Below are 7,704 nucleotides of genomic sequence, written 5' to 3'. Positions count from 1 at the left end.
CGCGATGTTGAATGTCCCCGCCAGCGTCGAAGTCGCGACCGACACCGAGACCGGCGAGGTGCATGCACTGCGCGGCCCCGGCTTCGCGTCGGTGCAGTTCCACCTGGAGTCGATCCTGTCCACGAACGGCATCGAGCTCCTGGCCGAGCTGGTCACCGACGTGCTTTCGCCCAGATACGCCGCGCGCTAGACGGATACGGAACAGGAGAACCCGGGAGGTGGGAAGAGGTATGCCGGCTCAAGCCCAACCGGGCCACAGACCAACCGAGCAGACACGCCTGACGTAACTGGATGCCGGCAGACCTCTTCCCACCTCCCGGGTTCCCACACCCACATCACGCGGAGCTCGGTTCGTCCGGCCCGACACGCCTGACGTAACTGGATGCCGGCAGACCTCTTCCCACCTCCCGGGTTCCCACACCCACATCACACGGAGGTCGGATCAGGCAACATCACGGGGACGGAACTGGACGCTGATGCGCGGCCCCACCGGCCGGGCGGTCTTCGGGATCGCGTGCTCCCAGGTGCGTTGACATGACCCTCCCATGACCAGCAGGTCCCCGTGGCCAAGTTGGTATCGCAGCGACTCGCCGCCGCTGCGCGGACGCAGCAACAGCGATCTTGGCTCGCCGAGGGAGAGGATGGCCACCATCGTGTCTTCGTGCTTGCTACGGCCGATGGTGTCGCCGTGCCAGGCGACGCTGTCCCGGCCGTCCCGGTAGAAGCAGAGGCCGGCGGTCAGAAACGGCTCCCCGAGTTCGTCTCGATAGTGCCGGCTCAGTGCCGCCTTCGCCTCCTCAAGCGCTGGATCCGGCAGCCGGTCTTGTTCCCCGTACCAGCACACCAGGCGAGGCACATCGACCACACGCTCATACATTTGCCGCCGCTCGGCGCGCCACGGCACCACGTCGACCAGGCGAGTGAACAGCTCATCGGCGCCACCCAGCCAGCCCGGCCGGACGTCGACCCAGGCCCCGGCTGTGAGCTCGGTCCGTTCCACACGTCGTCCGAGCTCGCCGAGCACGGGATCCGCCGCCGGACTGTCGAACAGGGACGCCTGCATCGCTATCGACATGCCACAACGTTACCCCACATTCGAACACAAGTTCCACATCTTTCCGGACGCGATCCATCGCAACGTCCTGCAGAATGTGGTCTGGAGCGCTCGGGCTGCAGGACACAATGGGGATGGTGGACATATGACAAACGTTGAGGCTCTGGACGCGCTGTCGCAGCGCTATGTCGGCGACGTCGCTTCAGTGATGAGCACGGTCTTGGGGCCAGAGTTGGTAGGCGTCTACCTGCATGGCTCAGCTGCGCTCGGAGGATACGACCCACGTCGCAGTGACGTGGACATCCTCGTCGTCTCCAAGGGTCCGCTGACAGCAACGCAGCAGTCGGCCGCAGGCGAGCGACTGGCGCAGGAATGCCTTCCCTGCCCGGCTCACGGGCTGGAGCTCAGCGTCGTCACCCTCCCGATCACACAACACCCGACAGCACAGCCCGCATTCGAGCTCCACGTGACAACCGCGCCTGAAGATACCAAGATCGTCGATGGCCGTGATCACGACGGCGACCCCGACTTGATTCTGCACTTCGCCGTGTGCCGGACGGCGGGGATCGGCCTCGGGCCAGGTCCCGCAGCCGCCGAGGTATTCGCGCCGGTCGCCGAAGAACTCGTCCGTGCGCAGCTTCTGGCGGAGCTTTACTGGGCCGCTGAGCACGCCTCCAACGAGTACGCAGTGCTCAATGCCTGCCGCGCGTGGCGATACGCGGCCGAGCACACCCTCGTGTCCAAGATCGACGGCGGCCAATGGGCCCTCGACCACACCGAAGGCCCTGACCATGTCTTGATCACCGCGGCCTTGCATCGGCAACGATCCTTACCGGGCGCAGACCTAGACCCAGCCGCCGCCAGGCGGTTTACTCAGCGAATCGCAGCGCACCTCGCCGAATCGTCCTGACGCCGGCAGCCCACGCTGCAGGGATGACACGTCGACGTCGGGCGGTTCTCTCAGCATGACTATTGCTGACGTACTACCCAACCCAGAGTCCCCATTCGGCCGGAGAGTGCGCGAACGCCTCAAGGACGAGCAGGTCGTCTGGCTCACGACGGTCGGTCGCGACGGCGCCCCACAACCGAATCCCGTGTGGTTCGTGTGGACCGGTGACGACGAGGTCGTCGTATACAGCGACCACAAAGCCAACAGGTTGGCGCACATAGCGGCCCGCCCGGAGGTGTCCTTGCACTTCAACAGCGCCGCCTCCGGCGGCGACGTGGTGATATTGAAGGGACTTGCCGAGCGCGCCGACGACGACCTTCCCCGGCCGGACGAGTCGCCGCAGTACCTGGCGAAGTACCGCGACGACATGATCAAGGTGACCGGCAGCCTTGAGGCGTTCAGCGGCACCTACAACGCACCCGTGCGGATCAGGATCACCCGGGTCCGCGGCTTCTGAGCCGAGGACTGGTCAGACCCGCGGTCGCCGGCGGACCTGGTGGACCGGGTGGACCGGGTCAGAGGTGTTCGTCGAAGAACTCGGCGGTCAGCTCGATCGAGTCTTGCCACTGCGGTTCGAAGGCATGCTGCTCGCCCTCGTAGACCTCGAGCGTCACGTCGGCGCCGGCGTCATCGAGTGCGTCAGCAGTCGTATGCGCCCACTCGATCGGGCACGTGTCGTCGTCGGTCCCGTGGTGCATGAGGACCGGATCGGCGACCTGGTCGAAGAAGGTCACCGGGGAGACATCCCGCCAGAATTGCGAGTTGTCCTCCGGTGACCCGTAAGCGTCGATGATCTCCTCGGTGAGCTCCGCGGCGTCGGGATTGCCCCGTGTCCACCGGTCGAAGTTGTCGACCGTGTCGGAACTGACCGACGCATAGATGACGGCGGCATCTACCAGGCCGGGCTCCACGACCAGAGTGTTGAGCGCGATTCCCCCGCCCATCGATCGGCCCAGCAACCCGACCCGATCGCCGTCCACGTACGGCAATGACGATTCCCGGACGGCCAGCACGGCGTTGATGACGTCCTCGGTGTATCCGAGCCGCAGCCGCACCTCGTTCTCCGGGTCGTCATCCGAGCCGGCGTAGTTGCGGTAGTCGGTGTGCAGCACGACGTAGCCCTGTCTGGCCAGGTAGTCCTGTTCGCGGGCCAAGCCGCGCCCAGTGGTGTAGATCTCCGGATCGATGTAGCCGTGCGCCAGGATGAGCACCGGGAAGGGACCGTCACCGGCGGGCACGTTCATAATGCCGGAGATCGTCAGGTCGCCGCTGCGGTAGGTGACCTCATACCGCGTGTACGCCCCGACGTCCTCGATCACATCGCCGACCTCCAGGTCCCGCCCGTCGAACTCCTGCTCCATCATCGCGGGCAGCGACACCGGATGCGGCTCGGTCTGCTCCGTCGCGTCAGGCTCGGGCCCGTCCGAGCTCGACGTATCCGGCGACGACGGTGCGGATGACCCGGGGCTGTCCGGGTTTGGCGTACCCGGCGACGACGGAGGATTGGTCTCGCCCTCGGCGTCCTGGCCTTCGCCCGGCCCTGTGGCTGTACCCGAGTCCGCGCCCGGGTCCGTGTCCGAATCCGAGTCAGTGCAGCCGGCCACGAGCAGCACCGCGACAGCGACGGCCGGGGCGACCCGAGCGCGGGCGGTTTTGATGCCTGCGTTGACTCCGTGGAAGCACATCCGCATCGGTCAGGACCAATTACGCAGGATGTTGCCGTACTGGTCCCGGAACGAACGCGTGACGAGGACGATGAGGTCGATGAGCGCCCAGACACCGGCCACGACGCCGAAGCTGAGCAGGCACGCCACGATCATCCCGACGCCCGAGCCAGCCTTGCCGACGTAGAACCGGTGCGCGCCGAAGACGCCCAGAAGGAGGCAGAGCAGGAACGCCGGCAAGATCGTCCGATCGCTGACGCCGGGCCTCCACTGGACGGGATAGACCGGCATCACGGGCACCACGGGCATGGGTTGCGGCGCCATCATGGGCCGCGGCGGCGGCATCGGACTCGCCGGCGGCGGGACGATGTCCACGATGACCTGCGCCAGATCGCCGTGGGTCTTGGCCGCGTACACCGCGCCCAAGCGCTCGTCGAGCTCGGTGATGTCCAGCCGCCCGTCCTCACTGGCGCCTTGCACCATCGCCGCGACTGCTTCCCGTTCCGAGTCGCTACAGCGCAAGTGGGCGGGACGGGTATGCGGGTGATAAGGCGGTCCCGCCGCGCCAGCTGCACTCATACCGTCATCATATCGTCGGCGACAGCCTTCGACGATAGGTCGATTCCCCGACAATCGCCTCCCTGACGTCGGGGTTTTCCCTGCCCACCGTGTCAGGGTCGACGGTCGCGAGGACGGCCGCACACCGCCGTGCGCGACGGTTCGCACCCACGACGGTTCGCAGGCACGCCGGTTCGCAGGCACGACGGTTCATATGCACGCCGGTTCAGGGGCGCGGGGTCCAGCTCCACGCGTACACGCCGTCATCGCATTCCAGGCCGGCCTCACCGAGCTCCAATGGCCGGAAGGTGTCGACCATGACAACCAGCTCGTCGGAGCGCTCCATGCCGATGCTGTTCTCGTACGCACCCGGCTGCGGGCCGTGTGCCCAGCCACCCGGGTGCAGCGAAATGGAGCCCTGACCGATCCCAGAGCCCTTCCGGGCCTCATAGTTCCCACCGCAGTAGAACATGACCTCGTCGGAGTCGACGTTGGAGTGGTAGTACGGCACTGGAATGGACAGCGGATGATAGTCCACTTTCCGCGGCACGAAGTTGCAGACGACGAAGTTGTAGCCCTCGAACGCCTGGTGAACCGGCGGCGGCTGGTGCACCCGCCCCGTGATCGGCTCGAAGTCGGCGATGTTGAACGTATACGGATACAGGCAGCCGTCCCAGCCCACCACGTCGAATGGGTGCTCCGGGTAGACGAACCGAGTTCCGGCGATGCCCTGCGGGCCGCGATGCTTGACGAACACGTCCACGTCCTGCCCGTCGGCGAGCAGCGGCTCGGCAGGACCATGCAGGTCACGCTCGCAGTACGGCGAGTGCTCGAGCAACTGGCCGAACCGCGACAGATAGCGCTTCGGCGGGGTGATGTGCGAGTTCGCCTCGATCACGTAGGCGCGTACCGGCTCGTCGCCGGCCGGGAGCCAGCGGTGTGTCGTCGCCCGCGGGAGCAGCACGTGATCACCCTGCCGGAACGGGAGCACCCCGAACACCGTCTCCACGGTTCCGGAGCCGGCCTCGACATAGACGCATTCGTCGCCGATCGCGTTCCGGTACAGGGGAGACGCCTCGCCGGCGACGACGTACGAGATCCGGACATCGGCGTTGCCCAGCACGAGCCGCCGGCCCGTGACGACGTCGATGGACTTCCAGGCCATCTCACCGGTCTCCGGGAACAGGTCGTGCAGCTTGAGATGCCTCGGCGTCAGCGGATGGTTGGCGGTGGTGGACAGGTCAGGCAGCTCCCACTGCTGCGCGTCGGCGATCGCCGACGGGATATTGCGGTGATACAGCAGGGACGAGTCGCTGGAGAAGCCCTCCTCGCCCATCAGCTCCTCGTAGTACAGGCCGCCGTCCGGGCGGCGGTGCTGGGTGTGACGTTTCGGGGGCACGTCGCCCACATGCCGGTAGTACGCCATCGTCGGTTCTCCTCACAGCGTCGTTGCGGTGAGCGTGTCGATGTCACCCATAGTGCCATCCCGGCGGTCATCCGGTAAGCGCTCCGACGACGACGCCGGCCAGGGCGGCCGCGCCGAAGCTGGCCGGGAGCGTGATCACCCATGCGGTGGCGAGATTGCGGACGACTCGCCAGCGCACCCGGAGGTAACTCTCATGCACGCCGGCGCCGAGCAGTCCGCCCGCCACGGACTGCGTCATACTGACCGGCGCGCCGACGGCGGCACTGCCCAGCACCGCTGTGGCCGCGGCGAACTCCGCAGTGACGGCATGGGTGGCGCGGGTGCTCAGGATCCCGTTGCCGACGCTGCGTGCCGCCCTCGGCAGACCCAGCGCTGTACCCACCGCAAACGCCACTGCAATCACCGGATACGCCCACCAGTCCAGCGTGGTCCCCTCGGCGGGCCCATCGCTCGCGACGACGCCGGCCGCCAAGAACAGCACCAGCATCTTCTGCCCGTCGTTGGCGCCGTAGGCGATGCATTGCGCGCCGAACGCGGTCATGTGGGTCCAGCGCACCGTCGACAGGTAGGTGGCGTTCCGGAACGACCGCCATGCCCATGCCCCCAGCAGGGCCAGCAATGCGCCGACCACCGGCGCCGCCATGCCGATGGCCAGCACCCGCAGCACCGAGCCCCAGCCGACCGTGAGGCCCATACCCAGGCCGCTTCCCGCAATGCCGCCGATCACGGCGAGCGTCAGCGATGTAGGCAGGCTCATCCAGGTCAGCACAGCCGCCACGGCGACGCTCGCGATGAATCCGATCGCCAGCGCCGTGGTGCCGTCCGCATCGGCGGTGACGATCGAGTTCAGCATGGTGTCCGCGACCACGGTGCTGATCAGCAGCGGGAAGGCGACCACGGCCAGGGTCAGTATCCCCAGACTGACGGGAACAGAGAGCGCCGGGACCCGCAAGCCGGGTGCGATGAGTGCGCCGCCGTCGTTGGACCCGGTCACGACCGCGAACGCGATCGCGATGGCCACCAGCACTTCTGGCGCCACGCCTCACCTTCCCTTTCACCCCATGATCATCAACCGTTGGCCGCACCATGACCGGTCCAACCGTTGATGATCATGGGAGGCGTGCGTGTCAGTAGCCGCGCTTCAGCGCGCCGTCGGTGAGCACGTCCGCCGCCTCGTTGATCCGGATCCCGACCCAGTCCAGGCGCTTGATCAGCTCGCGGTGCTTGAGCGCCTGTGGCGACATCTCGCCGTCGACGATCTTCGCGAACTCGTCCTGGTACGCCCGATTGACCGACCGGGCGGCCTTCTTCGCGTCGAGAGCCTTCAGCGGCACCCGCTGCGGTTTGCTCCACACCGCCGCGACCGCCTCTTCGAGCGACTCGATCGCGACGACGACCGCGTCCACCAAGGGGCGGTAGGTCTTGCGCTTCTCGATCTGGTACAGATCCGCTTCCCGCACGAAGTCCCGGATCGTGTCCAGCACGTCGTCGACAGAACGGGACAGCCGGAACAGGTCCTCCCGGTCGAGCGGCGCCACCAGCGTCTTGGACAGGCGGTCGACCAGTTGGCCGCGCATCTCATCGCCGCCGTGCTCGATCTCCGCGATCCTCTCCCTCGCCTGCGCCGGCGTGATCTTCTTCTCCACCATGTCCCGTGCCAGGACGGCGCCGTCGCGCGCGGCGTGCACCTGTCCCGTCAGGGCCTTCGACAGCTCTGGTGAGCGGCGTGAGCGCCACGACGACTTCAGCCGTCGCCAGGGCGCCTTCACTGTGGTCATCTCCTCGTCAATGTTCATTTACTCTCTATTCACCTGTTGTTCACCTTCCGGAAGCCTACCCTTTCGGTCCAGCGGGCTGATCCGGCCTGTTCCGGCTCTCTGCTGTTCGGTCAGGTCGGACGTATCGCGCCGGCCGCTACGCCCGAAGGTCGCCGTGACTTTTCAGACACGACATATACCTCTTACCCAGCATCGGCCACTTCAGGATTCACCACGCCCAGCGGAACCGCCCCCGCCAGGAACGCCGACACAGCATCGGCGCCCAGCTCGGCCGC

The 7,704-nt window shown here is 66.8% G+C and carries 9 protein-coding genes; 3 read left to right on the top strand and 6 right to left on the bottom strand.

What is annotated here, in order from left to right:
• Positions 1-190 (top strand): glutamine amidotransferase-related protein (locus ELR45_RS16160; protein ID WP_165367823.1); only part of this gene is annotated, 190 nt, incomplete at its 5' end.
• A 252-nt stretch (positions 191-442) separates the two neighbouring features.
• Here the strand turns inward: ELR45_RS16160 and ELR45_RS16155 are convergent.
• On the bottom strand, positions 443-1,075 hold the full coding sequence (locus ELR45_RS16155) for an alpha-ketoglutarate-dependent dioxygenase AlkB (RefSeq protein ID WP_129667312.1): 633 nt from the start codon (positions 1,073-1,075) through the stop codon (positions 443-445).
• Positions 1,076-1,199: 124 nt separating this feature from the next.
• Between ELR45_RS16155 and ELR45_RS16150 the strand changes: the two genes are divergently transcribed.
• Entirely contained in the window at positions 1,200-1,964 is a 765-nt protein-coding gene (locus ELR45_RS16150) for an aminoglycoside adenylyltransferase domain-containing protein (RefSeq protein ID WP_165367822.1), read from the top strand.
• Positions 1,965-2,019: 55 nt separating this feature from the next.
• Positions 2,020-2,460, top strand: coding sequence for a TIGR03667 family PPOX class F420-dependent oxidoreductase (locus tag ELR45_RS16145; RefSeq protein ID WP_129667310.1), 441 nt, complete (start codon positions 2,020-2,022; stop codon positions 2,458-2,460).
• 58 nt (positions 2,461-2,518) lie between these two features.
• On the opposite strand, the gene ELR45_RS16140 is transcribed toward ELR45_RS16145, so the two are convergent.
• The 5 genes from ELR45_RS16140 to ELR45_RS16120 all read right to left on the bottom strand — a co-directional run bounded on the left by ELR45_RS16140 (position 2,519) and on the right by ELR45_RS16120 (position 7,447).
• Complete coding sequence (locus ELR45_RS16140; RefSeq protein WP_205856696.1) at positions 2,519-3,694, bottom strand: alpha/beta hydrolase family protein; 1,176 nt, start codon at positions 3,692-3,694, stop codon at positions 2,519-2,521.
• Between the two features lie 3 nt (positions 3,695-3,697).
• The gene (locus tag ELR45_RS16135) at positions 3,698-4,246 is read right to left on the bottom strand and encodes a DUF1707 domain-containing protein (RefSeq protein ID WP_129667309.1); all 549 of its coding nucleotides are present in this window, start codon (positions 4,244-4,246) and stop codon (positions 3,698-3,700) included.
• Between the two features lie 205 nt (positions 4,247-4,451).
• Positions 4,452-5,651 (bottom strand): homogentisate 1,2-dioxygenase, encoded by a 1,200-nt coding sequence (locus ELR45_RS16130; RefSeq protein WP_129667308.1) that lies wholly within the window; start codon positions 5,649-5,651, stop codon positions 4,452-4,454.
• 67 nt (positions 5,652-5,718) lie between these two features.
• The gene (locus ELR45_RS16125) at positions 5,719-6,690 is read right to left on the bottom strand and encodes an inorganic phosphate transporter (protein WP_129667307.1); all 972 of its coding nucleotides are present in this window, start codon (positions 6,688-6,690) and stop codon (positions 5,719-5,721) included.
• 88 nt (positions 6,691-6,778) lie between these two features.
• A complete protein-coding gene (locus tag ELR45_RS16120; protein ID WP_129667306.1) occupies positions 6,779-7,447 on the bottom strand; it encodes a DUF47 domain-containing protein in 669 nt (222 codons plus the stop codon).
• Between the last annotated feature and the right edge of the window lie 257 nt (positions 7,448-7,704).

The organism is Phytoactinopolyspora endophytica (genome assembly GCF_004138495.1).
GTDB lineage: Bacteria > Actinomycetota > Actinomycetes > Jiangellales > Jiangellaceae > Phytoactinopolyspora > Phytoactinopolyspora endophytica.
Note: the sequence above shows the minus strand (reverse complement) of the source record. Positions and strands in the feature narration are given on the sequence as shown.